This is a genomic window from Roseomonas elaeocarpi (genome assembly GCF_042433915.1).
Lineage (GTDB): Bacteria > Pseudomonadota > Alphaproteobacteria > Acetobacterales > Acetobacteraceae > Roseomonas > Roseomonas elaeocarpi.
Map to the genome: position 1 here is coordinate 428,013 of NZ_JBHLUN010000001.1, position 25,323 is coordinate 453,335.

The following is a 25,323-nucleotide window of genomic DNA, read 5'->3' on the forward strand; positions in this document are numbered from 1 at the left end:
GGTTGGCTCCCTTCAGGCCAGGCGCTTGCGGTCGCGCCAGGCGGTGGCCGCGGTCGCCGCGATCACGATCAGCCCCACCACGACGCGCTGCCAGGTGGTGTCTACCCCTAAGATGATCAGGCTGTTGGTGATCACCACCAGCGTCAGCCCGCCCAGCACCGTGCCGATCACGCTGCCCCGCCCGCCGAAGATGGAGGCGCCGCCCAGCACCACCGCCGCGATCACGTCGAGCTCCAGCCCTACCATGTCGCGCGGGTTGGCGGTCCAGATCATCGCGCCGTGCAGGAGGCCGGCGAAGCCCGCCAGCGCGCCGGCCAGGCCGTAGATGAAGAAGGTGGTACGGCGGACGTTGAAGCCGACGCGCCGCGCCGCTTCCTCGCCGCCGCCCAGCGCGTAGATGGAGCGGCCCATCATGGTGTGGCGCAGCATCAGGTGCACCAGCACCGCGATGGCGGCGTAGACCAGCACCATGGAGGACAAGCCGGCGGTGGAGCCGTCGCCTTGCGTGACGTGGAGGAACTCGCCGCGGGCGAAGTTGATCAGCAGCGGTGGCATCTGGTCGATGTTGATCTGGCTGGTGCCGACCACGCCCAGGATGAAGCCGCGCACCGCCGTGCCGGTGCCCAGCGTCACGATCAGCGGGATCATCCGGAAGTAGTAGACGAACACCGCGTTCACGAGGCCGAGCCCGGTGCCGATCGCGGTGGCCATCAGGAAGGGCAGCAGCACGCCGTCGAAGCCCCAGGCGATCATCGCCTTGACCGTCAGGTACATGGCGGCGATGGCGAAGGCCGGGAAGCTCACGTCGATGCCGCCCGACAGCATCACCATCATCACCGCCAGCCCCAGGATGCCGGTGATGACCGAGGCGCGCAGCAGGCTGAACAGGTTGGCCGGCTGCCAGAAGACCGGGTTGATCGTGCCGATGACGACCACGGCCACGAGGAGGACGGCGGCCACCATCAGCTCCGGATAACGGCGCAGTGCCAGGGCGAGTCCGCCGGTGGCGGTGGTGGGCGCGGGGGTGCCCGTGGGGGTTCCCGTGGTGGTGCTCATGCCAGGGCTCCCAGCTGCTCGGCCAGCGCGGCCTCGCTCGTGTGTTCCACCGGCGTATCGGACACCACGCGGCCGCGGTGCAGCACCAGGATGCGGTTGCAGTTGTCCACCAGCTCCGGCAGGTCGTCGGAGATCATCAGCACTCCCAGGCCGCGCGCGCGGGCGAGTTCACGGATCTTGCGATGGATGCCGGCCTTGGAGCCGACATCGACGCCCACGGTGGGGCCGTTGAGGATCAAGAGGCGCGGGTCGTTCAGCAGCCAGCGGCCGATCACCACGCGCTGGGCGTTGCCGCCCGAGAGCTGCGTCACCGGCCGGTCGCCGGTGGGCGTGGCGATGGCCATCTCGCGGATCATGCCCGCGGCCTCGCGCGCCGCCTGGCCCCAGCGGATGACGCCGCCCTGGCTGAGCCGCGCATGCGACGTCGCCAGCATGTTGCGGTCGATGGTCTGCGTCAGGAACAGCCCTTCGGTCAGCCGGTCCTCCGGCACGTAGGCGATGCCGTGGCGGATGGCGTCCTGCACGCTGTTCAGCCGCACGGGGCGGCCGTCGATGCGGACCTCGCCCGCGTGGCCGGGCTTCATGCCGAACAGGGCCAGCGCCAGCTCCGTGCGGCCGGAGCCGAGCAGGCCGGAGATGCCCACGATCTCGCCCGGCATCACCCGCAGCGACACGTCGTCGAGCTGCCCGGGAACGGTGAGGTTGGAGACCTCCAGCAGCGGCGCGGCGCCGGGCGTGGCTTCCCAGCGATAGGGTTCGGGCGCGATTTCCTGCCCCGTCATGGCACGGGTGATCGCGGCCTCGTCGAAGTCGCGGATGGGACCGGCGGCCACCACGCGGCCGGAGCGGATCACCGTCAGCCGCTCGCTGATTTCCAGCATCTCGCGCATCTTGTGGGACACGAACAGCACGGCGATGCCGCGGCTCTGGATGTCGCGCACCACGCGGAACAGCGCCTCGACCTCCCGGCCCGTCAGCGCGGTGGTTGGCTCATCCATGATCAGGAGGCGCGGGTCGGACATCAGCGCGCGGGCAATGGCGACCAGTTGCTTGCCGGCGGTGGGCAGGGTTTCCACCGGCGCGTCGAGGTCGAGCTCCACGCCCAGCTTGCGCACCGCTTCCGCCGCGATGCGGCGCACGCGGCCCCAGCGCACCAGCTTGCGGCCTTCCTGCAGCTCGGTGCTCAGCGCCAGGTTCTCGGCCACCGACAGGTTCGGGAAGAGCGAGAAGTCCTGGTAGATCACCTGAACGCCGTGGGCGATGGCGGTGCGGGGCGTCATGCCCTCGACGCGCTGCCCATCGATCAGGACCTCGCCCTGGTCGGGCTGCCACACGCCGGAGATCACCTTGATCAGCGTGGACTTGCCCGAGCCGTTCTCGCCGGCCAGGCAGTGGATCTCGCCCCGACCGATCGCGAGGGACACGTCATCCAGCGCGCGCACGGCGCCGAAGCTCTTGCCGATATGGCGCAGGTCGATCAGCGGAGCGGTCATGCGAACCCGAAACAGTGAAGCCCGAAACAGTAAAGAAGGCCGGGGCGGCGCCTATGCCACCCCGGCCGGAAAAACGCGGCGCCGGCGCCGTGTCAGAAGTTGTACTGCGCCATGTTGTCCTTGGTGACGCCGACCCAGCCCTGGCCCACCAGCACGTTGGGCTTCTTGGCATCGGGCGCCTGCAGGCTGTTGTAGCCCGCCAGCCCGAGGTCGAGGCCTGGCTTGATGTCCTTCTTGGCCAGCGCCATCACCGCCAGGATGTTCATGGCGTAGCCGGCCACCGCCGGGTCCCAGAACTGGATGTAGTTCACGTCGCCGTTGCGCAGGTACTGGCCCGCCACCGAGACCAGCCCGGTGCCCGAGAAGAACAGCTTGCCCTTGAGGTTGCGCTCCGCGATCAGGCGACCCGCACCGGCCGAGGTCGGCATCGGCGCGCCCACGATCCCCTTGAGGTCCGGATAGGCGGTGAGAACTTCCTTGAGCTTGTTGTAGTCGGTGGTGGCGTCGTCGTAGGTCTCGATGCGCCGCGTCACCTCCTGCATCTTGGGGAAGTGCTCCTTCTGGTAGGCGACGGCGCCGTCGATCCATTCCATCTGCGACTGCGAGGTCAGCGAGCCCACGGTGGCGACGTACTTGCCCTCGCCACCCATGTCGCGGCCCAGCACTTCCATCAGCTTGGCGCCGTAGGCGTGGTTGTCGAAGGCCTCGATGTCGTAGTCGATGTTGGTGAGGCCCGACGCCTCGTGGGAAATGACCACGATGCCCTGGTTGCGCGCCTTCTGCAGCACCGGCTCCACCGCCTCGACCGAAAAGGGCACGATGCAGATCGCGTCCACGCCCTGGGCGATCAGGCTTTCCACCAGCTGCACCTGCGCCGCGGCATCGGCCTGGCTGGGGCCCACCATCCAGGTGTCGTGGCCCTGGTCCTTGCCGAACTGGGTGACACCGACCCGCATCCGGTCGAACCAGGCGATGCCGTCCACCTTCACCACGGTGGCGATGGTGCGCTTCTTGCCCGCCTTGGCGTTGATGTCGGCCGACACCTTGCTGGCGTCGACGGCCGCCGAGGCTTGCGCCCAGGCGGGAAGGCCCGTGCCGGTGGCCAGGAGGGCCGCCGCGGAAAGGGCGCCGAAGGAGCGCCTGCTGATACCGGTCATGATCTTGCTTTCCTCCCGATGGTTGCTCAGTAGCCGCTCTTGGCCGCGGGCGCGCCGGTGACCAGCGCCACGCCGGAACTCGCGCCGATGCGGGTGGCGCCGGCAGCGATCAGCGCCTGCGCCGCGTCCCAGCTCCGCACCCCGCCCGAGGCCTTAACACCCAGCGCCGGCCCCACGACCTCGCGCATCAGCGCGATGTCGGCCACCGTGGCACCGCCGGTGGAAAATCCGGTGGAGGTCTTCACGAAATCCGCACCGGCCTCCACCGCCAGGCGGCAGGCGGTGCGCTTTTCCTCGTCGGTCAGCAGGCAGGTCTCGATGATGACCTTGAGCACCTGGCCCCTGCAGGCGGCGCGCACGGCGGCGATGTCGTCGCGCACCGCGTCCAGCTGCCCGTCCTTCAGGGCGCCGATGTTGATCACCATGTCGATCTCGTCGGCGCCGTCGCGCACCGCGGCCGCGGTCTCGGCGGCCTTGATCTCGGGCAGGGCGGCACCCAGCGGGAAGCCCACCACCGAGCAGGTCTTCACGCCGCTGCCCTCGAGCGCCGCGGCCACGGTGGCGACGTTCACCGGATTCACGCAGACCGAGCAGAAGCGGTGCTCGCGCGCCTCGTCGCACCAGCGGCGCAACTCGGCGGCGGTGGCGTCGGGCTTCAGCAGCGTGTGGTCGATCAGGGCGGCCAGCGCGGCAGCGTCGGCGGGCGGGGTGGCGGTGGCTGTCACGGCGGCAAATTCCCTGAGGGGGTTCCCCTGGGGGTTCGTGGAAGCCCGGAACGGGATTAAACCCCCCGCGGCTGCCGTTGACCCCCGATGTGTTAGTCTTTTAACTGTTGTGACAAACGTCACATTAACCGGCCGCGCCGTCAAGCGGACCGTCGTGCAGGGGAGTGGGAATGTCGGGTGTGGAGGGGCCGGGACTGGTGAGCGCCCGGCGCAACGCCCGGCTAGCCCAGCTGCACGACCTCCTCCGTCGCGGCGGGCCGACCCGGCTGCGCGAGGCCGCCACCGCGCTGGGCGTGTCCTCCATGACGCTGCGCCGCGACCTTGCCGCGCCTGGCCAGCCCTTCGTGCTGCTGGGCGGCCACGTCCTGCCGCTGCCGGGGGATACCCTCTCGGGGGAGGTCCCGCCAAGTGAGGGCTGGGCGGGCGAAACCCCGCCGGGCGAGGGCAGCCACCGCGCCCGCTACGTGCTGGAGCACGAGCAGGACACCCATGCCGAAGGCAAGCGCCGCGCCGCGCGCCACGCCGCCGCGCTGGTGCACGAGGGCGATACGATCTTCATCGACTGCGGCACCACCACGCCGCACCTGGCCGAGGCGCTGCCGCCCGGCATCCCGCTGACGGTGCTGTGCTACGCGCTGAACGTCGCGGCGATCCTGAGCCGCCGGCCGCGGACGCAGCTGATCCTGCTGGGCGGGCTGTTCCACCCGGCCTCGGCGAGCTTCGCATCCGAGGAAGCGCTGAACACGCTGCGCCGCCTGCGGATCAACACGGCCTTTATCTCGGCCGGCGGCGTCCATGCCATGCGCGGCGTCACCTGCACCAATTTCCACGAGGTCGCGGTGAAGCAGGTGGCGATGGGCTCCGCCGCCCGTTCCGTGCTGGTGGTGGACAGCAGCAAGTTCGGCCGGCTGCGCCCTGCCTTCTTCGCGCCCGTCGCCGCCTTCGAGCGCGTGGTGGCCAACCCGCCGGTGCGGCCCCGCGTGGCGACGCTGCTGCACGAGGCCGGCAGCCGGCTCGACCTCGCGGCGGGCGGGGAAGCATGAGCGGTGCCGGGCACTTCCCGAACATCACCCAAGGAAAGCGAACGCGATGCAGGACCTCCTGATCGGCGTGGACGTGGGCACCGGCAGCGCCCGCGCCGGCGCCTTCACCCCCGACGGCACCAGCCTGGGCCAAGCCGTGCGACCGATCCGCACGTGGCGGCCGCGGCCTGGCTTCGCGCAGCAGTCTTCGGCCGACATCTGGGCTGCCGTGTGCGAGAGCGTGCGCGCCGCGCTGCGCGAGGCCGAGAACAAGGTCGGTCCGGTGCGGGTGCGCGGCCTGGGCTTCGACGCCACCTGCTCGCTGGTGGCGGTGGACGCGGCCGGCGCCCCGGTCTCGGTCAGCCCGGATGGCGAGCGGGAACAGGACGTGGTGCTGTGGATGGACCACCGTGCGGGGGGTGAGGCGGAGGACATCAACGCCGGCCCGCACGAGGTCCTGCGCTACGTCGGCGGCCGCATCTCGCTCGAGATGCAGGTGCCCAAGCTGCTCTGGCTGAAGCGCCACCTGCCCGCGTGCTGGGCGCGCGCCGAGCATTTCTTCGACCTGCCGGACTTCCTGACCTGGCGCGCCACCGGCAGCACCACGCGCTCGCTGTGTTCGACCGTGTGCAAGTGGACCTATCTCAGCCACGAGGAGCGCTGGGATGCCGGGTTCTTCCGGGCGGTCGGGCTGGCGGAGGTGGCGGACGAGGGCTTCCGCCGCCTGGGCACCGAGATCCTGCCGGTGGGCTCCCCGATCCCAGGCGGCCTCAGCGCCGCGGCGGCGGCGGAGCTCGGGCTGGAGGCGGGTATTCCGGTGGGAACCTCGGCGATCGACGCCCATGCCGGCGGCCTCGGCGTGATCGGCGTGGCGCTGGACGGCGCGGCGCCGGACGCGGCGGCGCTGCGGCGCCGGGTGGCGCTGGTGGGCGGCACCTCGAGCTGCCACATGGCCGTGTCGGCGGAACCGCGCTTCGTGCCGGGCGTCTGGGGCCCCTACTTCTCCGCGATGCAACCCGGGCTGTGGTTGAACGAGGGCGGGCAGTCCGCCACCGGCGCCCTTATCGACCACGTCATCACCACCCACGCCGCCTACCCGGCGATGGCGGAGGAAGCACGCGCGGCGGGCACCACGATCTACGCGCTGCTCAACGACCGCCTGGCCCGGCTGGCGGCAGGGCTCCGCTTCCCGGCGCTGCTGACGGCGGAACTGCACGTCATGCCGGATTTCCACGGCAATCGTTCGCCGCTGGCGGATGCCACGATGCGCGGCATGGTGTCGGGGCTGCGGCTGCAGGCGGGGCCGGACGACCTAGCGGTGCTCTACCTCGCCACGGTGCAGGCGGTGGCCTATGGCACGCGCCACATCATCGAGACCATGAACGCCGAGGGCTACCGCATCGACACGGTGCTGGCCTGCGGCGGCGGCACCAAGAACCCCGTGTTCCTGCGCGAGCACGCCGACGCCACCGGCTGCCGCCTCGTCCTGCCGCACGAGCCGGAAGCGATCCTGCTGGGCTCCGCCATGCTGGGCGCGGTGGCGGGTGGCGCACACGCGGACCTGCCGGCCGCCATGGTGGCGATGAGCCGCGCCGGCAGCGTGCTGGCCCCGGGCGACGAGGCGGTGCGGCGCTACCACGATGCGAAGTACGCCGTGTTCCGGCGGATGCAGGCGGATCAGCTGGCGTATCGCGGGTTGATGGCGGCGGAACAGGGCTGAGAAGGAGCGGCCGTCGGGCGTCCAAAGCCTCTCGGCCGGCGTCGCGCTTCCGCTGCCTGGCTGCTTCCCGGTACGGAGCGGGTGGCCCCAGGCAGCGAAGGGGAGCGTGACGGTAGGCTCCGGAGCCATGTCGGGCGTGTCGAGCTCCCATGGTGCCCTGCCGCCGCATTGTCGGACGGGTTCGCCGGCATCCGCCGCGTCGTCCGGGCGTTGTTTCCCACAGATGCCGGAAGGGAACACCATCATGAGCGAGCGGCGAGACCAGAAGGACGCGCAGCCCGGTGCGGAACAGGGCGAAGCGGACCGCGACCACACGCAAGGCGGGGCGCCCAAGGACAGCGCGCACGAGGATGCGGGCGACGGCGCGCTCACCGGCTCGGTGCCAGCGGGGCTGAGCCGCGAGGAACTGCGCCGGGTGGCCGAGAGCGACAAGACCGACGACGGCGGCACCGGCTGAGCCACGGCCACCCGCGCGGCGGAACGCCCGCCCGTCGCGACGGGATCACGGGCGGCGGCACATGCGCCGCCGGTCCTCAAGGGTGCAGCGTGGCGCCCTTGGTGGCCTTGTCGACGTCACGCTTCGGGCCCCGTAGCGCGAGGCCCACGAGATCGGGCGCCTCTGCCGGCTCGGCCCGGAACACCTCGCGGTTGGCCGCGTCGTGGCCGGTCGAGAACATGGCGCGGACATAGGCTGCGCGCGTCAACTCGCGCTCGATGCCCTGCCGCCAGGCGCGCGCCAGGACCTCCGGCGTGGCCGCGAAGATCAGCATGGGTTGCCCGAGGAGCCGCGCGTGAGGGCGGCCTTCGGCGTCCTCGTAGGGCTCGCCCATGGCCTCCGGTGCCGCGCCCGCGATGCCGGTGGCCAGAAAGGCGCAGACATTGAGCTTCTGCCACACGGCCAGGTCCTCCAGCACCAGGATGGCCACCTTCGTGTCGAACTGCATGTCGCGTCCTTGTTCCACGCCCCAGGAGTGGGCGGCATGATGTCGGGCGCGGCCACCCCGCCACGCCGATGCGCGCCCTGGCCAGGGAAAGCCGGAACCTTTCGCCGATATCAGCCCGGCACGGCGGCGCTGTCTGGAACATCCGTGCACAGTGCGCGGAAGCGGGCGGGCGTCACGCCGTAGGCGCCGCGGAAGCGCCGGCCGAGATGGCTCTGGTCCGCGAAGCCGCAGGCCGCCGCCACCGCGGCCGGGCGCTCGCCCTCTGACAGCAGTTGCCGTGCCCGCAGCAAGCGGATCTGCACGAGGTAGGCGTGAGGCGAGGTGCCGTAGGCCGCGCGAAAGGCCCGCGCCAGCTGGAAACGGTCCGCCGCCCCGGCGCTGCGGGCCAGGGCATCGGCGCCGGGATCAGCGGCGAGGTTGTCATGGAGGCAGTCCCGCGCCCGCCGCGCCACGGGCGGGGCGCCGTGCGCCGGATCGCGGCGCGGGGCGAGGCCCAGCTGCGGGCGCAGGCGCCCGACAACCGCGTCCAGTGCCGCGTCGCGCGCGAGGCGCTCGCCCGGCTGTTCCAGGAGGCGGCAGGCGCGCCGGATCGCCTCGCCCAGGGGCGCGTCGTCGCAGAGGCTGGCGCGGAAGCCGCCTTCGCGCGCAACGCCGCCCGGCCCGTGGTTCAGGGCGCCGCGCAGCCAGTCCTGCGGCAGGTAGAGCATGCGGTAGCTGAAGCCGCCGGCCGCCCCGGCCTGCCCGTCATGCGCTTCCTCGGGCTCGATCAGGATGACGCGGCCCGGGGTGGAGCGGCGGCGGGCGCCGCGGCACAGGAAGTCCTGCACCCCATGGTCGGTGACGCCCACCAGCCACTCGGCGTGGCGATGGAGGTCGTAGGCATGGGCGTGGAAACGGGCGTGGATCGCTTCCACGCCGCTGGCGTCGCGCACCAGCCGCACCCGGTCGGAAGGCTGGGGGGAGGGGCTGCCGGAAAGTTGGCCGGCCTCCCGGTTGGATAACGGGCCGGGTGCCGGAACCGGCGACCGTCCCGACGGCTGCTCCGGTGACTGGTCGGGCACGCGATCGGATGCCGCGTCCGGCAACCGCTCAGCCACCCGCCCGCTCCGGTGCCGGCCCGGCACGATCCCCTCCGTCCTCGCCGCGCCTGGCCAGCGACACCATCGCCGCGCCCCGCTCTCCGCTGCCGGGCCTCAGCCTTCCAGCACCGTGGCGGGGTCGAGCGAGGTGGCATGCCAGAACAGCCCCAGGTGCAGGTGCGGCCCGGTGGCGCGGCCGGTCATGCCGCGCAGGCCCAGCACCTCGTTCTGGGCAAGCTCCTGCCCCCGCTGCACGTCGATGCGCGACAGGTGGGCGTAAAGGGTCGTGACGCCCTGGCCGTGTTCCACCAGCACGGTGTTGCCGGTGAAGTAAAGGTTCTCGGCCAGCGTCACGCGCCCCGCCGCGGCGGGGCCCACCGGCGTACCTGCGGGGCCGGCGATGTCGAGGCCCAGGTGTGGCGCCCGTTCCTGCCCGTTGAGGATGCGCTGCGAGCCGTAAACGCCGCTGATGCGCCCGCGCACCGGCCAGCTGAAGCCGGTGGCATAGTGCGGCACCGAAGTGGAGACGGCGCGCGCGGCGTTGAGGCGCACCTGCTCCGCCCGGATGCGCGCGAGGTCGGTGGCGTTGGGCGTCACCTGCCGCTCCGGCAGGCCGTTGATGCGCTGGATGTCCCATTCGCGCTTGCGGATCACGAGGCGCCGGGTGTCTGGCACGCCGTCGCGCGGCGTCATCACCAGCGTGGAAACCGGCGCGGCATCGCGCGCGAAACCCAACGCGAAAACGCCCTCCACCGAAACCGGCACCGCGCGCCCGTCCAGCGTCACCGCGGTGCCGGGCGCGGTATGCGCGGTGACCAGCGCACCCTGGGCGAGGTTGGCCTCGTTCATCCGCAGCGGCGGCGGGCCGGCGGCGCCCACCTGGCGCGCGGGCTCGGCGGAGCCGGCGCAGCGGGTAAGCAGGAGGGCGGGCAGCGGCAGCAGCAGGCGGCGCGTCGTGGTCACAGCAGGGTTCCCTGATCGGCCGGCGGCTCGGTTGGTTTGGTTCCGCTGCGGGCACCGCCGCGCGTCCGCGCCGGGCGGGTCGCCGCGTCGGGCTCGCCCGACGGCGATCCCGCTCCGGACGTGCTGCCCGCGGCCCCACCACCACCGTCCGGTTGCGATGCGGCACCGGTGCCGTGCAGGGGCGCGCCGCGCAGGTCGGCAACGGCGATCGTGCCATCGGCGAAATCCACCCGCAGCCGCGCCGCGGGCGTGACCTGGGCGGCGCGGGTCACGGGCTGCCCCGCCTCGTCGCGCACCAGTGCGAAGCCGCGTTCCAGCAGCCCCTGGTAGGAGGCGCCTTCCAGCCGTGCCCCCAGCCCATCGAGCGCCAGCCGGGCTTCGCGCAGGCGGAAGCGCAGCGGCGGCGCCGGGTCGCCCACGCGGCCGAAGGCGCGGGCGGCGCGGTCCAGCGCCCGGGCGGCGCCGGCCCCGGCACGGGCTTCGAGCAGGCGCAGGGCGGCGCGGCGGTTGTTCAGTGTTTCACGTGGATGCGGCAGGCGCGCGGCGGTGTCGCCCAGCGCGGCGCGCTTCGCCCGCAGCAGCCCGCGCGGGGCCAGCGCCAGGCGCTCGGCCCGGTCGCCCAGGCGGGCGCGGGATTCCCGCAGGATGGCCGGCAGGTCTGGTAGGCGTCCGGCCGCGTCGTTCACCCGTGCCCGCCGGGTCTGCAGCAGGGCACGGGGCGCGAGGGCGAGGCGCTCCCCACGGTCGTCCAGCCGCTGCCTGGCGTTGAGCAGCATGCCCGGCAGGTCCGGCAGGAGGGCGGCGGCGCGGGCCAGGCGATAGCGCACCCCGTCGATCGTGCTCTGCCCGGCGCGGGTCAGGCGAAGCGCGCGCTGCTGTACCTGGGCCAGAAGTTCCGTGCGCGACGGCACCGCGAGCTCGGCCGCCGCGGTAGGGGTCGGTGCGCGGCGGTCGGAGGCAAAGTCGATCAGCGTGGTGTCGGTCTCGTGCCCCACGGCCGAGATCAGCGGGATGCGGCTGTTCGCGGCGGCGCGCACCACGATTTCCTCGTTGAAGGCCATCAGGTCTTCCAGCGAGCCGCCGCCGCGCGCCACGATGATGACGTCGGGATGCGGCATGTCGAAGGGCAGGCTGTTGAAGCCGGCGATGGCGGCCGCGACCTGTTCCGCGGCGCCCACGCCCTGCACGGCCACGGGCCAGAGGATGACGTGCGACGGGAAGCGCCGCAGCAGCGTGGTGCGGATGTCCTGGATCACCGCCCCTTGCGCCGAGGTAACGACGCCGATCACGCGCGGGAAGGTGGGCAGGGGGCGCTTGCGCTCCTCGGCGAACAGGCCCTCGGCTTCCAGGGATTTGCGCAGGCGCTCCACCCGGGCGAGCAGCGCGCCCTCGCCGGCGTAGTCGAGGCGGTCCACCACGATCTGGTAGGTCGAGCGGTCGCCGTAAGCAGTGATCTTGCCGGTGGCGACCACCTCGGTGCCGTTCTCGGGCTTGATGCCGGACCGGCCGGCGCTCCAGCTCCAGATCACGGCGCGGATCTGCCCGCCCTCGTCCTTGAGCGAGAAGTAGAAGCGGTTGGGGCCGTAGGGGCGGCATTCCGTGACCTCGCCCCGGATGCGCACCCGGCCGAAGGTCGTCTCCAGCGTCCGCTTCACCGCGCCCGAGATCTCGGCCACGGTGAACTCGGGCACGTTGCTGGCGGCCCCGCCTGCGCCGGACACGCCCGCGCCGGAGCCGGCAGGGGCGTCGAGGAGGCTGTCGGTCAGCGTCGCGGCGGTGGTCCGGCCGCGCGCGGGCCGGCGTGTGGGGGCGGCATCGCTCATCGCCGGGCATTATGCTACGCGGCGCGGCGTCGGACAAAGGTGCGACGGGCTTTCGGGGCTCGCGCGCCGGCCGGGCAGGGGCGGGGGTGCGGCTGAAACGTGCCCGCCGCCCATGCATTGGCCGGATGGTGCGCGGGTTCATCCGAAACCGTCGCCCGCGCCGGAAAACGCTTCGGGGGTTTGTCACGCATGAAGGTGCTGCTGGTCGGAGGTGGCGGGCGCGAGCACGCGCTGGCGCGCAAGCTGGCGGCCTCGCCGCTGCTGGAAACGCTGTGGTGCGCGCCGGGCAATGCCGGCATCGCCGCGGTGGCGGAATGCTTGCCGATCGCGGCCGAGGACGTCCCGGCGCTGGTGGAGTTCGCCGTGGCACGGGGCGTGGACCTCGTGGTGGTGGGGCCCGAGGCGCCGCTGACGCTGGGGCTGGCGGACCGCTGCCGCGAGGCGGGGCTGCGCTGCTTCGGGCCGGGCGCGGCCGCGGCGCAGCTCGAAGGCTCCAAGACCTTCACCAAGGAGGTGGCCGACGCGGCCGGCGTGCCCACCGCCGCCTGGGCGCGCTTCACCGGCAGCGATGACGCTTGCCGCTACATCCGCGAGCGCGGCGCGCCCGTGGTGGTCAAGGCCGACGGCCTGGCCGCCGGCAAGGGCGTGGTGGTGGCCGCCACGGTGGAGGAAGCCGAAGCTGCGGCGCGCGACATGCTCGACGGCGGGATCCACGGCGCGGCCGGCGCCTCGGTGGTGATCGAGGAGTGCTTGATCGGCGAGGAGGTGTCCTTCTTCGCGCTCTGCGACGGCGAGGACGCGGTGCCGCTGGCCGGCGCGCAGGACCACAAGCGCGTGGGCGATGGCGACACCGGCCCCAATACCGGCGGCATGGGCGCCTACTCCCCGGCGCCGGCCTTCACCGACGCCCTGCAGGATCAGGTGATGGCGCGGATGATCCGCCCCACGCTGCGCGAGATGGCGCGCCGCGGCACGCCGTTCCGGGGCGTGCTGTTCGCCGGGCTGATGCTGACGGCGGAGGGGCCGAAGCTGATCGAGTACAACGTCCGTTTCGGCGACCCGGAATGCCAGACCCTGATGCTGCGCCTCCAATCCGACCTGCTGCCGGTGCTGCTGGCGGCCTCCGAAGGGCGGCTGGGCGAGGTACAGCTGGACTGGAGCCCGGACCCCGCCGTGGTGGTGGTGGTGGCCGCGCGGGGCTATCCGGGCGCTTACGTGAAGAACACCGTGATCGGCGGCCTCGATGCGGCGGCCGCGGTGCCCGGCGCGGTGGTGTTCCACGCTGGCACGGCGCCGGGACCGGACGGCACGGTGCTGAGCACCGGCGGGCGCGTTCTGGGCGTGGCGGCCACGGCGCCGGACCTGCGTGCGGCGCGCGACGCGGCCTACCGGGCGGTGGACGCGCTCCGCTGGCCAGAAGGCTTCTGCCGCCGCGACATCGGCTGGCGGGCGTTGGGTTGAGGGCTGCCCGGCGGGAGTGACGGCGACCGGTGGGATATCGGGGCGCGGGGCGGGGCCTTCGTCCGGTGCCCCGGGTCCCGTGCGGCCCGCTGGCGCGGTGACCGTCGCGATCGCCGTTTCAACGCCGCTCAGGCTTCGGTGCCTTTAGGGAACGAGGCGCCGCCTGCCTAAGGGGTAGCGCGATCGGCCTCACCTTGCCTGACAAACCAGCAACCTCTTGTTCATTGCGACGACACTTTCTCGCGTCCACCGGTAACCAACCCTCGCTCCCGGCCGGCGTGAGCCGCTAATTTCCGCGCCTTCACTCCCTGCGTCGGAAGTTCCGTGATGCCGCGACCCATTCCTCCCCTTCGACGTCATCTCGGCCGCACCGTGCTGGGCTTATCTCTCGCGACGGGGTTGCTCGCCGCGCCACCCGCTGCGCCATCCGCTCGGGCCGAGGCACTGCGCATCGCCATCGGCGGCTCGGTGATCAGCTTCGACCCGCATTTCTACAACGCCGCGCCCAACTCCTCGGCCAGCGCGCACGTCTTCGAGCGGCTGATCCAGCGCGACGCGCAGGGCGCGATGCAGCCCGGCCTGGCGCTGAGCTGGAAGCCGGTGAGCGAGACGGTGTGGGAGATCAAGCTCCGCCCCGGCGTCACCTGGCATGATGGAGTGCCCTTCACCGCCGACGACGTGGTGTTCACCCTGGCACGCGTGCCGGAGGTGCCCAACAGCCCGGGCAGCTTCGCCGCCTTCGTGCGCGGCATCCGCAAGGTCGAAGCGGTGGACCCGCTGACGCTGCGCATCGAGACGCCGGGTCCCTACCCGATGCTGCCTTCCGACCTCGCCAGCCTGTTCATCGTGTCGCGCCACGCGGGCGAGGGTGCCGCCACCGAGGATTATTCCTCGGGCAAGGCGGCGATCGGCACCGGCCCCTACCGCTTCGGCCTGTATCGCGCCAACGACCGGGCGGAGTTCACCCGCTACGACGGCTGGTGGGGCGCCAAGGACCCGGCCTGGGCGCAGCCCTGGGAGGCCGTGAGCTACCGCTTCATCGCCTCCGACGGCTCGCGCACCGCGGCGCTGCTGTCGGGCGACGTGGACGTGATTGACCAGGTTCCCTCGGCCGACCTGCCACGCCTCAGGCGCGACCCCAAGGTGCGGATCGCGGAAACCCAGGGACAGCGGGTGATGTACATCAACTTCGACCGCTCCCGCCGGGCCGAGGTGCCCTTCGTCACCGACAACGACGGCAAGCCGCTGCCGCGCAACCCCTTCGACGACGTGCGCGTGCGCCGCGCCCTGTCGATCTCCATCAACCGCGAGGCACTGGCCGAGCGCGTGATGGAGGGCACCGCCTCCGCCACCGGCCAGTGGCTGCCGCCGGGCTCCTTCGGCTACGAGCCCTCGATCACCGTGCCCAAGCCCGATCCGGAGGGCGCGCGGCGGCGGCTGCGCGAAGCGGGCTACCCGCAAGGCTTCCGGCTGACGCTGCATAGCCCCAACGACCGCTATCCCGGCGATGCGCGCACGGCGCAGGCGGTGGCGCAGATGTGGACCCGCATTGGCGTGCAGACGCAGGTGGAGGCGCTGCCCTGGGCCGGCTTCGCGCCGCGCTCGGCCAAGCAGGACTTCGCGGCCAGGCTGGCGGGCTGGGGCAGCACCAGCGGCGACGCCTCCTCGCTGCTGGTGGGCATCATCGGCACCTACGACCGCGAGAAGGGGACCGGCGCGTCCAACGCCGTGCGCTACAGCAACCCCGCGTTGGACACGCTGCGCGACCGGGCGCTCGGCACGCTGGACGACGGGCAGCGCGAGGCGCTGCTGCGCGAGGCCGTGCGCATGGCCACCGACGACACCGCCTTCGTGCCGCTGTTCCTGCTGATCAACAGCTGGGCCACCCGCGCCGACCTGCGCTACGAGCCGCGGCGCGACGAGGGGACCTACGCGATGCAGGTGCACCGGGCGAACTGAGGGCTGTTCCTGCCGGGCCGGGGCGGACCGGCCATCCCCGCCGCGTTGGGCGGGCTGTCCGGCGCGATCATGGGTCGATGCTGGCCGGCCAGGGCCGTGGCGGAAAACCGGTTGCCGCGGCACGCGTGCTCCTGCCCGTCGCCTCCGTTCCGGCGTGCCCTGCGCGGGGATGACAAGAATGTCGTTTCGTTATCATACTGTCCGCCACCGGCCAGAATCCGGGTGGATTGGAAGGCGAAACATGGCAGCGACGCGCAAGAGCGGCACGGAAGGGACCACGAAGAAGAGCAAGGCCGCCGCGCCGAAGCGTGCCGCCAAGCCAGCAGCCAAGGCACCCCCGAAGCGCGCCGCCCGCTCAGGTGCGGCGGCCACCACGCTGTCCGACGGAGGCGGGACGGCGCTGGAGACCGGTTTGTCCAGCCCAACCCTGCCGCTCCCGCCCTCGGGCGGCCCGGTAACGCGCGCCGAGTTCCAGGAACTGTCGGATACCGTCGGCGTGCTGAAGCGGCAGATCGAGAGGCTGACGGGTATCCTGAAGCCGCCCAGCCCGCTCATGAACGATGGCAGCGGCGACAGCAGCGGCAGCAGCGGTAGCGACGGCTCGATCTGAGCTGACCTGAGAGGGGGGGGCGACGCCGCTCTCACTCCGGCAGCCCGGCCAGCGCCAGACCGCGGTAGAAAACCTCCTGCCGCGCGAGGTAGGTCGGGTCGTCCGACAGCTCCCCCCGCCGCAGCGCCGTGGCGGACAGCGCCGGCTGGCGGCTCCGCACCTCGGCCAGCAGCGCGCGTGCCTCCTCGCCCTGCCCGCTCAGCGCCAGCGCCGATGCCAGCCAGAGCCGGCGCGTGTCGGGTGGCAGGAAGGCTTGACGCTCCAGCGACTGCTGAAACAGCGTGGCACCCCGGTCACCCTCGTCCATCTGCAGCGCGGCGATGCCGAGATAGGTGAGCCAGGTGCCGACGTAGGGATGGGTGGGCCCGGTCAGCGCCAGCGAGGTGCGGATCGGCTCCGCCGCCGCCTCGGGATGGCCGGTGAGGATCAGCATCAATCCTATGTTGGCGCGCGAGGCGTGCTGGCCCGGGTCCAGCGCCACGGCGCGGCGATAAGCCTCCATCGCCTCGGCCGAGCGGCGCTGGAGGCGCAGCACGGCGCCGCGTGCGGACTGCACGTCGGCCCGGTCGGGGGCGCGGACCGCGGCCTCCCGCACCAGCGCCTCCGCGGCGCGCAGCTCGGCGGCGGGATCGGCGGCGAGGCCGCTGGTGGCCATGTTGGTGTGGGTGAACACGGCCTCGACATAGGCAGGGGCGAAATCCGGCGCCACCGCGATGGCCTGCTCGAAGAAGGCGCGGGCGCCCTGCCAATTTTCGCGCCGGAGACCGTTCGGCCGATAAGCCAGTTCACGGCCCTTGTCGTAGAGCTGCTGGGCCTGCAGCAGGGGTGACGGCGAGGCGCTCGCCACCGGGGTGGGCGACAGGACGGCGGGTGCGACGACTGCCGCAGGTGCCACCGGACCTGACAGCGAGGTCGCCACAAGATCCGGGCGCGACGCGGCGGAGAGGCCGGCGGGCGCTTCGGCTGCGGCGGGCTCCGGGGGGGCGGAGGCGTCCAGTCTCAGCGTCATCGCCCCGGCCGCGCCCGCCACCAGCAGCCCGGCCAGGGCCCAGGCGCGCGGCCCGGACCAAGCCGCGAGGCGTGAGGCGATCCGTCGCGCTGGTTCCTGCCGCCATGCCGCCGCCTCGCCTGTTTCCGCACCCGCTCGGGTCGGGCCGCCCGGCGCCCGGCTCGTCGGCCTCGTCCCGCCTCGTGCCATGCGGATGGGTGCCGTGCCGATGGGGGCCGTGGTGATCGGCACCGTTCCGATCGCTACCTCACCGGCCGGTGCGATGCTCGCGCGGCCCGGCACCTCGTCGGACGGGGCGATGTGAGCCGCCTCCTGGCCAGCCGGTGCCTCACCCGCCATCGCCGACTGACCGGGTGGCTCGTAATCCGGCGCCGGGCCCGAGCCGGGCAGGGCCGCGTCACCTTCCGGGGGAGCGCCGGGTGCCGCGGGCGCTGCTCCCGCCTCGGATGGTGGAGAGGGCGAGGCGGCATCCTCGCGGAACCGCAGCTCCAGGATGTAGCCGCGCCGGGGCACGGTCCGCAGCAACTGCACCCCCTGCTGGCCGAGGGCGCGCCGGATCTCGCTGATGCACTGGGTGATGCTGTCGTCGCTGACGTTCAGCCCGGGCCACAGTGCTTCCAGGATCTGCTCGCGCCGCACCAGCCGGCCGGAATGGTCGAGCAGCAGGTTCAGCAGGGCGAAGCTTTTCGGCCGCAGCGCCACGGGCTGCCCGTGCGGGTCGAGCAGGGTCGCGCGGCTGTTGTCTAGGACGTAGCCGCCCAGGCGTCGTGGCGGCACGGAGTCGTGCATGAGGGTGACTTCCGAACCCCGTTGCTAAACCGGAATTTCGGATATTTTTCGGCTCCGCACCAGAGAAGTTTCAGGACGGAAACGAAAGCTGGGTGCGTGTTGCGGTTGTTCCGCCGCGGCCGAAGGGCCGGTCGGCGGTGCTTCACCGCACGGGAGGGCATCTTGCCCGCTGCCCACCCTGTTCTGTTTCTCAGCGCCCCGCCCGACGACCCGCCGGGATTCCCAGCCGCCGATGTCCCGGACGTGGTGACGGGCGGTGTTGCCGGCATCGTTCCGGTGTCAGCGGCGCTGGTAAGACCCGTCCGGATCGTCACGCCATCTCCCGGCCGGGGCACGGGCGCGGAGCCATCCCCGATCCTGCCGCCTCCGGTTGTGCCGCCGCCGCCGCCGCCCACGCCGCCGGTTCTCGTGACGGCCGCCACGATGCCGCCGCTGCCTCGCACGCGATTGTCCCCCGTGCGGCGCGGCCTGGCGCGGTCGGTGGCGGGACTTCCGCTGCTGGCCATGCTGCTGGGGCTGCTCGTGCCGGAACTGGCGGCGCTGGCGGATCGCGCGACGCCGTTCTGGCTGGCCGCCACCACGCTGCTCTGCGTGCTGCTGCTGCCCGCGCGGCAGGCGGGAGGAGCCGTGGCGGCAACGCTTCCCGCGGTGCTGGGGCTGGGCCTCGCGGCGCCGCTCCTGTGCTGGGCGGCGGCCTGGGCGCTGGGGGTCGATCCCGCGCAAAGGCCCTGGCTGGTGCTGGCGGCCGGGGCGCCGGTCGGCACCGGGGCGATCGGCGTTTCGGTCGCGCTCGGGCTCTGCGGGGGGCGGGCGGTGGTGGCGGTGATCGCCTCCACGGCGCTGGCACCCGTGCTGCTGCCGCTGCTGACGCTGCCGCTGCTGGCCGCTGTTCCGGCCGCCGCGGCCCTGCTGCCGGACGGCGCGGCGATGGGTGAGGGTGTCGGCGCCGCTTCCTGGCTGATGCTGGGTGCCATGCCCGCCCTGCTGGCGGAACGGCTCTGGCTGCTGACGGTGCTTCCGGCGCTGCTGGCCTGGCCATTGTGCCGTCGCCTGGGGGTGGGGTGCGGGCGGATGCGGCGGGGCTGCGCCGTGGCGGCGATGGCCGTGCTGGCGATGACGGCGCTGGCGCGGATGCACGGGCTGGGACCGGTGATCGCGGCGGATCCGCTGGGCGCGCTGCGCCTCCTGGGGCTGGCCTGCCTGCCCGGCCTCGCGGGGTTCGCGGTGCTGCTGCTGTTCTCGCGCGGGCAGCGGCCGGTGGAAGCGCTGCTGCTGGGCGGCTATCGCAACATCTCGCTGGTCTGGGTGGCCTGCGAACCGGTGCTGACGCCGGAAGGGCGGCTGCTGATGGCGCTGGCGGCGTTGCCAGTCTACGCCACGCCCGCGCTGGCGGCGCTGCTGGCCGCCCGGCCGGTCCGGTGGCGTTTTCGCGGCCGGCGCGGTGCTGCCTGAGATGCCGGGCCCACGCCATGGCCGCGCGTGGCGCGCCTGCGTCCTCAACGGTGCGCAGCGCAGCCAACGCCTCTCGCCCACCCGGCCGATCGGGGGCATCCTGCGCCGCATGGAACCCATCATCCTGATCCACGGCGGCGCCGGCACCATCCGGCGCGACGAGATGACCTCCGAGCGCGAGGCCGCCTATCGCGCCGGGCTGGAGAACGCGGTGCTGGCCGGGCAGCGCGTGCTGCGCGCCGGTGGCTCGGCGCTGGAAGCCGTGACCGCCGCGGTGCTGCGGCTGGAGGACGAGCCGCTGTTCAACGCCGGCCGCGGCGCCACGCTGACGGCCTCGGGCCAGGCGGAGCTCGATGCCTCGGTGATGGAAGGCACCACGCGGCGGGCCGGGGCGGTGGCGGGGCTGCGGCGGGTGCGCAACCCCATCCTGGCCGCCCGCGCGGTGATGGAGCGCACGAAGCACCTGATGCTGATCGGCCCGGCGGCCGACGCGCTGGCCGACGAAGCCGGCCTCACGATGGTGGAGCCGGACTACTTCGTGACGCCGCACCGCCAGGCGCAGCTCGCGGCCGCCATCGAGGCCGGGCGCGTGGCGCTGGACCACGACCTGCCGGCCGCGTCGCGCATGGGCACGGTGGGGGCGGTGGCGATCGACCGCGACGGGCACCTGGCGGCGGCCACCAGCACCGGCGGCATGACCAACAAGCGCGACGGCCGGGTAGGCGACAGCCCGATCATCGGCGCGGGCACCTGGGCCGAGGACGCGACCTGCGCGGTCAGCTGTACCGGTCAGGGCGAGGCCTTCATGCGCTGTGCCGCGGCGCACGAGGTGGCCTCGCTGATCCGTTACCGCGGGCTGACGGCGCAGGAGGCGGCCGAGGAGGTGATCCTGCGGCAGGTGCCGGCCAATGGCGGCTCCGGCGGCATGATCGTGATCGACGCGCAGGGCCGGCCCGGCATCGCCATCGGCACCGAGGGCATGTACCGCGCCTTGGCGCGCGGCGAAGCGGCGCCGGAGATCGCGATCTTCCGCGACCCGGCCGGCTGAGGGGCGCGCTGCCGGGACATCGGGCGCCCGGCCTACCTTCAGGGTGCGGGGTGCTGGTGCGGGGAACCAAAGGTGGCACGGGCGCCTGAACGGTACCCCGCCGACAGCCGTGCGCCTGCCGTGGCGCGACTCATTGGCACCAACCCGTTGATCCGGGCGGGCGCCGCAGGGGAGGGCTGGCGTCAGCCCAGCCCTTCCTCACGCCCCGGGACCGACACGTCGTAGGCGTTCAGCATGACCGAGACCATGCAGTAGCTGCCGATCAGGAACACGATCTCCGCCACGCCCCGCTCACCGAAGGCCGCCACCGCCGCGCGGAAAGTGGCTTCCGGCAACTGGCCGCCGCCGGTCAGCACGCTGGCGAGGTCGTAGGCCACCGCTTCCTCGGGTGTCAGGTCGCCCGGGCGCTGGCCCGCCACGATCGTGGCGATCTTGGCCGCCGACAGGCCGGCGCGCTCCGCTACCTTCTCGTGGGCATAAAGCTCGTAGCGCGAGCGGAAGCGTGCTCCGGTCACCAGGATGGCGACCTCGTGCGCCGGCTTGGGCAGGGTGCTCCCGCGGGCCAGCGCGGTGATCATCTCCCAACTCGGCGCGCCGAACTCGGGAAAGTGCAGCATCGGGATAAAGGGACCGATCAGCGCCCCGTCCGCGCGTTGCGACACGAAGCCCTTGAGATGCTCGGCGATGCCGGCACGGAGCTGCTGGTCCAGCGACCGCTGCTCGGGCGAAAGCTGGCCCGGCGGGATGGGGGCAAGGCGCATGGCACTCTCCTGAGGCTTCGGGCGCGGGACGCAGGCCTGACCCACGCGCAAGGTCCGGTCGCAAGAACGGCGCGCGGTCGCCGGGGTTGTGGGGCGCCGCGCCCCGACAGCCGGCAAGATCCGGGCAGGATTCCCGGCCACACCGTCGCAGCCCTTTGCTTCGATTGCGGAAAACCCCGTGCAACAGAGGCTTGCCGTGCTAGGCTACGGGCACGTCTCAGCCTGGGTTTCCTATGCCGCGCAGCGTTGCCGATCGTTCCCCTTCTCCCGACGGACGCCTGACCGGGGCGGCGCAGCGCTTCGCCTCGCCGGCCGTGAAGGCGGCCATGCGGCGGCGCGGGGCGGAATTCCTGGGCGTGGTGCTGGGGCTGATGGGGCTGGCGCTGGTGGTGGCGCTGCTGAGCTACGACTCGCGCGACCCCTCGCTCTCCACCGCCACGGCACGCGCCACGCACAACCTGGCCGGGCCGGTGGGCGCCACCGTGTCCGACGTGCTGCTGCAGGGCTTCGGCTGGGCCGGCTGGCTGCCCGCCGCCTGCCTCTTGTGCTGGGCGCTACGGCTGGGCACGCACAACAGCCTCAAGCCCTTCGCGGGCCGGGTCGCGGCGATGCTGGCCGCGCTGCCGATCCTGGCAGCGGTGGCGCTCTCGCTGGGCATTCCCGGCACCGCCACCATGGCGCCGGGCGGGGCGGCCGGGCGGCTGGTGCACGACACGGTGGACGGCGTGGCGCGCGGCTCCTTCGGTCCCTTCGGCGGCACCGCCGCGACCGGCGCGCTGGTGGTGCTGTCATTGCTGTTGGGCTTCGTGGCGTTGGGCGTGCCGCTGCTGGCCTGGCGCCGGGCCGGGCGCGTGGCCGCCACCGGGAGCCTCGCCGCGGCGCGCGGCGGCGTGACGCTGGGGGCCGAGCTGTCGAGTCGCGCGGCCCGCCGGCGGGAGCGCCTGGCGCGGTCCGGGCGCCGTGGTGCCGGGCTCGGCGCACTGCTGCGCCCCTTCCAGGGCTTGCTGAACCGGCAGCGCCCGGCCTCGCCCGACCTGCAGCGCCTGCTGAGCGCCGCCGACGCGGCCGCCGAGGCCCCGGCCGGCAGCCGCCGCCCCGCGCCGCGCATCCGCGTGCCGCGCGACGAGGAAGAGGACGGCCGCCCCACCCTGCGCGGCCGCCCGGAAGAGCCGCTCGACGACGAGGTGGTGGCGCCGCGTCCGATGCCGCGTCCGATGCCGCGTGCGGCCTCGCGCGCCGGCGGAATCGCGGGTGGCCTCGCGGGGGGATTGAGCGGCGTCCTGGGCCTGGGTAGGCGGGACCGCGACGAGGACGCGCCGGAGCAGCGCCGGATCGCCCCGCGACTCGGCGGCGCTGCGGTGGGCTCCAGTCTTGGGATCAGCCGCCGCCCGGCGCGCGAGCCGGATCCGGAGCTGCTCGACGACGAGGCCGAGGACGAGGCGCTCCGCCCGAACATCGCCCGCACCCCGCCGCGTCCAGCCCCCACCCCGCCGCGCCGGCTGACGCCGCAGCCGGCCGAGATCGCCAAGGTGGGCTTCCAACTGCCGCCGCTCGAGCTGCTGAGCGAGGCGCCGCGCCGCCGCGACAGCGGCCCCACCGAGGAGGCGCTGCAGAACAATGCCCGCCTGCTGGAAAGCGTGCTGGAAGACTACGGCGTGCGCGGCCGTATCGGCGAGGTGCGTCCCGGCCCGGTGGTCACGCTGTATGAGCTGGAGCCGGCGCCGGGCACTAAATCCGCCCGCGTGATCGGCCTGGCCGACGACGTGGCGCGCTCCATGTGCGTCACGGCCGTGCGCATCGCGACGGTGCCGGGCCGCAACGTCATCGGCATCGAGATGCCCAATGCCAAGCGCGAAACCGTGTACCTGCGGGAGCTGCTGGCGGATACGAGCTGGGACGAGGCGCAGGGGCGGCTGAACCTGGCGCTGGGCAAGGATATCGGCGGCAGCCCGGTGATCGCCGACCTCGCCACCATGCCGCACCTGCTGGTCGCGGGCACCACCGGTTCCGGTAAGTCGGTCGCGATCAACACCATGATCCTGAGCCTGCTGTACCGCTACCGGCCCGACGAGTGCCGCTTCATCATGATCGACCCGAAGATGCTGGAACTGTCGGTCTACGACCGCATCCCGCACCTGCTGGCGCCGGTCGTGACCGAAAGCCCCAAGGCGATCGGCGCGCTCAAGTGGACGGTGCGTGAGATGGAGCGCCGCTACCGCGCGCTCAGCCAGCTCGGCGTGCGCAACATCGCCGGCTACAACAAGAAGGTCGCCGGCGCGCGCGAGAAGGGCGAGGTGCTGACGCGCCGCGTGCAGACCGGCTTCGATCCCGACACTGGCAAGCCGGTCTTCGAGGACCTGCCGCTGGCGCTGGAGCCGCTGCCGATGATCGTGGTGGTGATCGACGAGATGGCCGACCTGATGGTGGTGGCCGGCAAGGAGATCGAGGCCTCGGTGCAGCGCCTGGCGCAGATGGCGCGCGCCGCCGGCATCCACGTGGTGATGGCGACGCAGCGCCCGTCGGTGGACGTGATCACCGGCGTCATCAAGGCGAACTTCCCGGCCCGCATCTCCTTCCAGGTCTCCTCCAAGATCGACAGCCGCACCATCCTGGGTGAGCAGGGCGCGGAGCAGCTGCTGGGCCAGGGCGACATGCTGTTCATGGCGGGCGTCGGCCGCATGAACCGCGTGCACGGTCCCTTCGTCTCGGATGCCGAGGTCGAGGCGGTGGTGGAGTTCCTGCGCGAGCAGGGCGAGCCCGCCTATATCGAGGAAGTTACCGAGGTCGAGGACGACGGCGACGCCCCGACCGGTGCCCCGGGCGGCGGCGAGGGCGGCGAGCGCGGCCTCTACGAGCAAGCGGTCGATCTGGTGACGCGCGAAGGCAAGGCCAGCACCTCCTTCGTCCAGCGCCATCTCAACATCGGCTACAACCGCGCCGCCAAGCTGATCGAGCAGATGGAAAAGGAAGGTGTGGTGGGCCCGGCCAACCATGTCGGCAAGCGCGAGGTCCTGACGCGCGGGCGCGAGGACTGACGGTTCGCACCGTGGCCGGGGAGAGGGAGAAGGATTTCTCCCCCTCCCCGGACCCCTCGCCCCTCATCTTTGTTTGAGACGCTGCCGCAGGCGTGTGGTCAGGGCAGTGCGCTCCGGCTCGCCGAGCCGGAGCGAGGAACCCGTCAGCCAGCGCTGACAACATGCTTTTTCTAATTCCGGGCAGAACCGGTGGCAGTCCTTCCGCGACCGGCTCCCACCGCCACGCGGCAGCGTCCCGAAAAAAGATGAGTGGGGGTCCGGGGGAGAGAATTCTTTCTCTCCCCTGGGAGCGCCCCCAACCACCCGGCGCCTGCCCACGAAGGACTGTCTTCCCAGGGATGGGGACCGGATCTCCCCGCCTGAAACGCTCCGTGCCTTGCCCGCGCGCCCCGAGTCGTGGGACCGATAGCCGATGCGCGCACCCTTCCGCCTTCTCCCTCTCCTTGCCCTCCCGCTCCTGGCCGTTCCGGCAGTGGCGCAGAACACGCCGCAGCTGGAGCCCACGCGCGACGTGGCGGTGACCTATCGCACCACCGGCAACAGGCCCGAGACCGTGCAGGCTGCCTGGCTGGCCTCGGCGCGGACCCTGCGGCTCGACCTGCCACGCCAGGGGGGCTGGGGCCTGTTGAACCGTCGCACGGGGCAGGCCCGGATGGTGATGGAAGGGATGCGCCTCGTGACCGAGCTGCCGGCCGAGAAGCTGGCGGAGATGGGCATTCCCGCCGCCCCGGGGCCGAACGCCCGCTTCCTGCGCGAAGGACCGGGGCGGGTGGCCGGCCTGCCCTGCACCTACTGGCGCTACAGCGAGGGCAATGCCCAGGGCCGCGCCTGCCTCACCGCGGACGGCGTGCTGCTGAGCGGCGAGGGCACCGCCAACGGCAAGAGCGGCGGGATCGAGGCCACAGCGGTTGCCTACGCACCGCAGGACCCGGCGCGCTTCCAGATCCCCAGCGGCTACCAGACGCTGAACCTGCCGCAGGGTCTGCCGCCCGGGCTGCTGAACGCGATCCCGGGCCTCGGGCGGTAGGAAAGGCGTCAGGCCGCGCTGCGGCCTGAAGGGCGGGGTGGAACCTGGATCTCGCTGGTGGTTTCCGGCGCGATCCAGCGCGGCATCCGCTGAGCCACGGTGACCTCGAGCGCCACCGCATCGCGCAGCATCGAGGGCGGGATCAGCGCCGCGCCGTCGGTCCAGCGCCAGGGCGTGCCGTCCGCGTCCT

General features: G+C 72.8%; 21 protein-coding genes. 10 read left to right on the forward strand and 11 right to left on the reverse strand.

Annotated features, from left to right (window positions below):
- Positions 1-12: 12 nt before the first annotated feature.
- The 4 genes from ACFFGY_RS01665 to deoC all read right to left on the reverse strand — a co-directional run bounded on the left by ACFFGY_RS01665 (position 13) and on the right by deoC (position 4,431).
- Entirely contained in the window at positions 13-1,056 is a 1,044-nt protein-coding gene (locus ACFFGY_RS01665) for an ABC transporter permease (RefSeq protein WP_377042627.1), read from the reverse strand.
- Positions 1,053-2,549: a sugar ABC transporter ATP-binding protein gene (locus ACFFGY_RS01670; protein WP_377042628.1), complete on the reverse strand. Its 1,497-nt coding sequence runs from the start codon at positions 2,547-2,549 to the stop codon at positions 1,053-1,055. The genes ACFFGY_RS01665 and ACFFGY_RS01670 overlap by 4 nt, the downstream gene beginning before the upstream one ends.
- Before the next feature lie 92 nt (positions 2,550-2,641).
- Positions 2,642-3,706, reverse strand: a complete 1,065-nt coding sequence (locus ACFFGY_RS01675) for an autoinducer 2 ABC transporter substrate-binding protein (RefSeq protein ID WP_377042629.1) — start codon at positions 3,704-3,706, stop codon at positions 2,642-2,644.
- 26 nt (positions 3,707-3,732) lie between these two features.
- Positions 3,733-4,431 carry a deoxyribose-phosphate aldolase gene (deoC, locus tag ACFFGY_RS01680; RefSeq protein WP_377042630.1) on the reverse strand — a complete coding sequence of 233 codons (699 nt, stop codon included), beginning with the start codon at positions 4,429-4,431 and terminating at the stop codon, positions 3,733-3,735.
- Between the two features lie 170 nt (positions 4,432-4,601).
- Between deoC and ACFFGY_RS01685 the strand changes: the two genes are divergently transcribed.
- The 3 genes from ACFFGY_RS01685 (at position 4,602) to ACFFGY_RS01695 (ending at position 7,630) form a co-directional block, all read left to right on the forward strand.
- Positions 4,602-5,474, forward strand: coding sequence for a DeoR family transcriptional regulator (locus ACFFGY_RS01685; RefSeq protein ID WP_377042631.1), 873 nt, complete (start codon positions 4,602-4,604; stop codon positions 5,472-5,474).
- Positions 5,475-5,520: 46 nt separating this feature from the next.
- A complete protein-coding gene (locus ACFFGY_RS01690; RefSeq protein ID WP_377042632.1) occupies positions 5,521-7,173 on the forward strand; it encodes an FGGY-family carbohydrate kinase in 1,653 nt (550 codons plus the stop codon).
- A 244-nt stretch (positions 7,174-7,417) separates the two neighbouring features.
- A complete protein-coding gene (locus tag ACFFGY_RS01695; RefSeq protein WP_377042633.1) occupies positions 7,418-7,630 on the forward strand; it encodes a hypothetical protein in 213 nt (70 codons plus the stop codon).
- 76 nt (positions 7,631-7,706) lie between these two features.
- Here the strand turns inward: ACFFGY_RS01695 and ACFFGY_RS01700 are convergent, their stop codons facing one another.
- The 4 genes from ACFFGY_RS01700 to xseA form a co-directional block, all read right to left on the reverse strand.
- Positions 7,707-8,117 carry a DUF2000 family protein gene (locus ACFFGY_RS01700; protein WP_377042634.1) on the reverse strand — a complete coding sequence of 137 codons (411 nt, stop codon included), beginning with the start codon at positions 8,115-8,117 and terminating at the stop codon, positions 7,707-7,709.
- A gap of 110 nt (positions 8,118-8,227) precedes the next feature.
- Positions 8,228-9,049 carry an AraC family transcriptional regulator gene (locus tag ACFFGY_RS01705; protein WP_377042635.1) on the reverse strand — a complete coding sequence of 274 codons (822 nt, stop codon included), beginning with the start codon at positions 9,047-9,049 and terminating at the stop codon, positions 8,228-8,230.
- Positions 9,050-9,310: 261 nt separating this feature from the next.
- The gene (locus ACFFGY_RS01710; RefSeq protein WP_377042636.1) at positions 9,311-10,159 is read right to left on the reverse strand and encodes a M23 family metallopeptidase; all 849 of its coding nucleotides are present in this window, start codon (positions 10,157-10,159) and stop codon (positions 9,311-9,313) included.
- Positions 10,156-11,982, reverse strand: a complete 1,827-nt coding sequence (gene xseA / locus ACFFGY_RS01715) for an exodeoxyribonuclease VII large subunit (RefSeq protein WP_377042637.1) — start codon at positions 11,980-11,982, stop codon at positions 10,156-10,158. The genes ACFFGY_RS01710 and xseA overlap by 4 nt, the downstream gene beginning before the upstream one ends.
- A 189-nt stretch (positions 11,983-12,171) precedes the next feature.
- On the opposite strand from xseA, the gene purD reads away from it, so the two are divergent.
- The 3 genes from purD to ACFFGY_RS01730 all read left to right on the forward strand — a co-directional run bounded on the left by purD (position 12,172) and on the right by ACFFGY_RS01730 (position 16,012).
- A complete protein-coding gene (purD, locus tag ACFFGY_RS01720) occupies positions 12,172-13,443 on the forward strand; it encodes a phosphoribosylamine--glycine ligase (protein ID WP_377042638.1) in 1,272 nt (423 codons plus the stop codon).
- Positions 13,444-13,770: 327 nt separating this feature from the next.
- Positions 13,771-15,402, forward strand: coding sequence for an ABC transporter substrate-binding protein (locus ACFFGY_RS01725; protein WP_377042639.1), 1,632 nt, complete (start codon positions 13,771-13,773; stop codon positions 15,400-15,402).
- 241 nt (positions 15,403-15,643) lie between these two features.
- The gene (locus ACFFGY_RS01730; protein WP_377042640.1) at positions 15,644-16,012 is read left to right on the forward strand and encodes a hypothetical protein; all 369 of its coding nucleotides are present in this window, start codon (positions 15,644-15,646) and stop codon (positions 16,010-16,012) included.
- A 31-nt stretch (positions 16,013-16,043) separates the two neighbouring features.
- On the opposite strand, the gene ACFFGY_RS01735 is transcribed toward ACFFGY_RS01730, so the two are convergent.
- Positions 16,044-17,810 (reverse strand): winged helix-turn-helix domain-containing protein, encoded by a 1,767-nt coding sequence (locus ACFFGY_RS01735; RefSeq protein WP_377042641.1) that lies wholly within the window; start codon positions 17,808-17,810, stop codon positions 16,044-16,046.
- A 162-nt stretch (positions 17,811-17,972) separates the two neighbouring features.
- On the opposite strand from ACFFGY_RS01735, the gene ACFFGY_RS01740 reads away from it, so the two are divergent.
- Both ACFFGY_RS01740 and ACFFGY_RS01745 read left to right on the forward strand, forming a co-directional pair.
- Positions 17,973-19,262 (forward strand): hypothetical protein, encoded by a 1,290-nt coding sequence (locus ACFFGY_RS01740; protein ID WP_377042642.1) that lies wholly within the window; start codon positions 17,973-17,975, stop codon positions 19,260-19,262.
- A gap of 109 nt (positions 19,263-19,371) precedes the next feature.
- Positions 19,372-20,310, forward strand: coding sequence for an isoaspartyl peptidase/L-asparaginase family protein (locus ACFFGY_RS01745; RefSeq protein WP_377042643.1), 939 nt, complete (start codon positions 19,372-19,374; stop codon positions 20,308-20,310).
- Between the two features lie 182 nt (positions 20,311-20,492).
- Here the strand turns inward: ACFFGY_RS01745 and ACFFGY_RS01750 are convergent, their stop codons facing one another.
- A complete protein-coding gene (locus tag ACFFGY_RS01750; protein ID WP_377042644.1) occupies positions 20,493-21,071 on the reverse strand; it encodes a carboxymuconolactone decarboxylase family protein in 579 nt (192 codons plus the stop codon).
- 233 nt (positions 21,072-21,304) lie between these two features.
- On the opposite strand from ACFFGY_RS01750, the gene ACFFGY_RS01755 reads away from it, so the two are divergent.
- Together ACFFGY_RS01755 and ACFFGY_RS01760 are read left to right on the forward strand one after the other, a co-directional pair.
- The gene (locus tag ACFFGY_RS01755; RefSeq protein ID WP_377042645.1) at positions 21,305-24,106 is read left to right on the forward strand and encodes a DNA translocase FtsK; all 2,802 of its coding nucleotides are present in this window, start codon (positions 21,305-21,307) and stop codon (positions 24,104-24,106) included.
- Between the two features lie 412 nt (positions 24,107-24,518).
- Complete coding sequence (locus ACFFGY_RS01760; RefSeq protein ID WP_377042646.1) at positions 24,519-25,133, forward strand: hypothetical protein; 615 nt, start codon at positions 24,519-24,521, stop codon at positions 25,131-25,133.
- 8 nt (positions 25,134-25,141) lie between these two features.
- Here the strand turns inward: ACFFGY_RS01760 and ACFFGY_RS01765 are convergent.
- Positions 25,142-25,323: hypothetical protein (locus tag ACFFGY_RS01765; RefSeq protein ID WP_377042647.1), on the reverse strand; the 182-nt coding region annotated here is incomplete at its 5' end.

Coding starts and splice junctions, on each gene's coding strand:
- ACFFGY_RS01675 (WP_377042629.1), bottom strand. CDS start 3,706: ATGACCGGTATCAGCAGGCGCTCCTTCGGCGCCCTTTCCGCGGCGGCC.
- ACFFGY_RS01695 (WP_377042633.1), top strand. CDS start 7,418: ATGAGCGAGCGGCGAGACCAGAAGGACGCGCAGCCCGGTGCGGAACAG.
- ACFFGY_RS01725 (WP_377042639.1), top strand. CDS start 13,771: ATGCCGCGACCCATTCCTCCCCTTCGACGTCATCTCGGCCGCACCGTG.
- ACFFGY_RS01700 (WP_377042634.1), bottom strand. CDS start 8,117: ATGCAGTTCGACACGAAGGTGGCCATCCTGGTGCTGGAGGACCTGGCC.
- ACFFGY_RS01745 (WP_377042643.1), top strand. CDS start 19,372: ATGGAACCCATCATCCTGATCCACGGCGGCGCCGGCACCATCCGGCGC.
- xseA (WP_377042637.1), bottom strand. CDS start 11,982: ATGAGCGATGCCGCCCCCACACGCCGGCCCGCGCGCGGCCGGACCACC.
- ACFFGY_RS01750 (WP_377042644.1), bottom strand. CDS start 21,071: ATGCGCCTTGCCCCCATCCCGCCGGGCCAGCTTTCGCCCGAGCAGCGG.
- purD (WP_377042638.1), top strand. CDS start 12,172: ATGAAGGTGCTGCTGGTCGGAGGTGGCGGGCGCGAGCACGCGCTGGCG.
- ACFFGY_RS01755 (WP_377042645.1), top strand. CDS start 21,305: ATGCCGCGCAGCGTTGCCGATCGTTCCCCTTCTCCCGACGGACGCCTG.
- ACFFGY_RS01685 (WP_377042631.1), top strand. CDS start 4,602: ATGTCGGGTGTGGAGGGGCCGGGACTGGTGAGCGCCCGGCGCAACGCC.
- ACFFGY_RS01760 (WP_377042646.1), top strand. CDS start 24,519: ATGCGCGCACCCTTCCGCCTTCTCCCTCTCCTTGCCCTCCCGCTCCTG.
- ACFFGY_RS01690 (WP_377042632.1), top strand. CDS start 5,521: ATGCAGGACCTCCTGATCGGCGTGGACGTGGGCACCGGCAGCGCCCGC.
- ACFFGY_RS01735 (WP_377042641.1), bottom strand. CDS start 17,810: ATGCACGACTCCGTGCCGCCACGACGCCTGGGCGGCTACGTCCTAGAC.
- ACFFGY_RS01665 (WP_377042627.1), bottom strand. CDS start 1,056: ATGAGCACCACCACGGGAACCCCCACGGGCACCCCCGCGCCCACCACC.
- ACFFGY_RS01730 (WP_377042640.1), top strand. CDS start 15,644: ATGGCAGCGACGCGCAAGAGCGGCACGGAAGGGACCACGAAGAAGAGC.
- ACFFGY_RS01670 (WP_377042628.1), bottom strand. CDS start 2,549: ATGACCGCTCCGCTGATCGACCTGCGCCATATCGGCAAGAGCTTCGGC.